This is a genomic window from Methylobacterium sp. J-059 (genome assembly GCF_022829485.1).
Classification (GTDB): Bacteria; Pseudomonadota; Alphaproteobacteria; order Rhizobiales; family Beijerinckiaceae; genus Methylobacterium.
In genome coordinates this window covers 1-317 of the sequence record NZ_JAKSYA010000029.1, presented here as the reverse complement: position 1 = coordinate 317, position 317 = coordinate 1, and the positions used below count along the sequence as shown (strand labels likewise).

General features: G+C 70.3%; 1 pseudogene. It reads right to left on the bottom strand.

Going from position 1 to position 317, the window contains the following annotated elements:
• Positions 1-188 (bottom strand): annotated as a pseudogene (locus MKK55_RS01865) (IS5/IS1182 family transposase); the annotation flags it as partial.
• Between the last annotated feature and the right edge of the window lie 129 nt (positions 189-317).

Genomic DNA, 317 nt, shown 5'->3' with positions numbered 1-317 from the left:
GTCGGCCTCGCGCGCTTGCTCCAGTCAAGCGTCGACTGCGTCGGCTCGGCCGTCTTTATGCGTCCGTAGCTCATCGCCTTGTGGCGGGAGGCGTTGGCCGTCACCTTGGGCCCGTCCACCGCCACGTTGGCGAACTGGAGCAGACCAGCCGCACGGCACAGGCGCAGCACCTGCACGTACAGGGCCGACAGGGTCACGCGGGTGCGCGTGTGGGAGGTGGCCGTGGTGCGGAAGGCCGTGCTGTTCAGCCTGGGCGCCCGCATGCGTGCGTCCCGTTGCGCGCAGTGCCGGGTGATGTCGGAAGAGCACGCGGTGGG